Below are 1,271 nucleotides of genomic sequence, written 5' to 3'. Positions count from 1 at the left end.
CTGCCGCCCGACCAGCAGCCGGCCGCGAGGGCGAGCGGGAGGCCGACCTGCGCGGCCGCGAGGTGCGTGAACTCGGCGGTCTCCGCCCACACGCCGAGCCACGAGAAGAGCGTCGTGCCGAGCATCAGGGCGAGGACGAGGCCCGTGACGGCGCCCGTGAGGGGGCCGGGGCCGCGCCGCAGCTCCGTCGCGAAGGGCCCGCGCATCGCCGGGGCGGGGAGGGGACGTGCCGGTGTCGCCGTCGTCACGCGCCCGCCCCCCGGCCCGGGTTCTCGCGGTACGCGCGCAGCGCCGCCGTGTAGCCGCGCTCGGTCTCGCTGCCGCCGCCGCTCCACTCCTCGGGCACCTCGGCGCCGAGCCGGGCGAGGTCGGCGGGGGTCGTACGGAGCACGAGGCGGCCCGCCTCCAGGAGCGTCACCTCGGTGCACGCCTGCGCGACGTCCTCGACGAGGTGCGTCGAGACGAGCACCGTCGTCTCGCGCCCCACCTCGCGCAGCAGGGCGCGGAAGTCGACGCGCTGCTCGGGGTCGAGACCGGCCGTCGGCTCGTCGAGGAGGAGGAGCGCGGGATCGTTGACGAGCGCCTGCGCGATCCCGGCGCGCCGCACCATGCCGCCGGACAGCTCGCGCAGCCGTGAGTCGCCGCGCTCGCCGAGCCCGGTGCGCGCGAGCGCCCGCTCGACGGCCGCGGGCACGTCGTCGGCCGGGACCTCCTTGAGCCACGCCACGTACGCGAGGAATTCGCGCACCGTGAAGCTCCGGTAGTACCCGAACTCCTGCGGCAGGTAGCCGAGCAGCCGCCGCGCCTCGGTGCGGCCCCGCGCGCTCGCGAGGTCGTGGCCGTGCAGCCGCACGCGACCCGCCTCGGGCCGCGTGACCGTCGCGAGGACCCGGACGAGCGTGGACTTGCCCGCGCCGTTGGGCCCGAGCAGCCCGTGCACTCCGGGGCCGAGCGAGAGGCTCAGCCCGTCGAGCGCGGTGCGGCGCCGGTAACGCACGGTCAGGTTCTCGATGTCGAGGGTGGGGTGCGCGGGCGGAGGCGGTGGGGGAGGAGTCGGGAGGAATGGGGTGAACGGGTGCACGGGGCTCCTCGGTGTGCGGTGTGGTCGGGTCAGTTGTGGTGGTAATGCTCACGGCGGGTGAGGACCGTGAGTGCGGCGAGCGCGGCGACGAGCAGCCAGGCGGTCCGCGCGGCGGGGTCCCCCGTGACGAGGGCGACCCGGGCGGGCAGCCCCTGCCAGCCGCCGCCCCCGCCGCCGGGCAGCAGGAGCG

General features: G+C 77.0%; 1 protein-coding gene and 1 pseudogene. Both read right to left on the bottom strand.

Going from position 1 to position 1,271, the window contains the following annotated elements:
- Window positions 1-248 (bottom strand): annotated as a pseudogene (locus G3I42_RS08195) (hypothetical protein); the annotation flags it as partial.
- A complete protein-coding gene (locus G3I42_RS08190) occupies window positions 245-1,012 on the bottom strand; it encodes an ABC transporter ATP-binding protein (RefSeq protein ID WP_164283809.1) in 768 nt (255 codons plus the stop codon). The gene G3I42_RS08190 and the pseudogene G3I42_RS08195, both read right to left, overlap by 4 nt.
- Between the last annotated feature and the right edge of the window lie 259 nt (window positions 1,013-1,271).

Origin of the sequence: Streptomyces sp. SID11385, assembly GCF_010548245.1 — a bacterium.
Lineage (GTDB): Bacteria > Actinomycetota > Actinomycetes > Streptomycetales > Streptomycetaceae > Streptomyces.
This window is presented reverse-complemented; position numbering and strand designations above follow the sequence as displayed.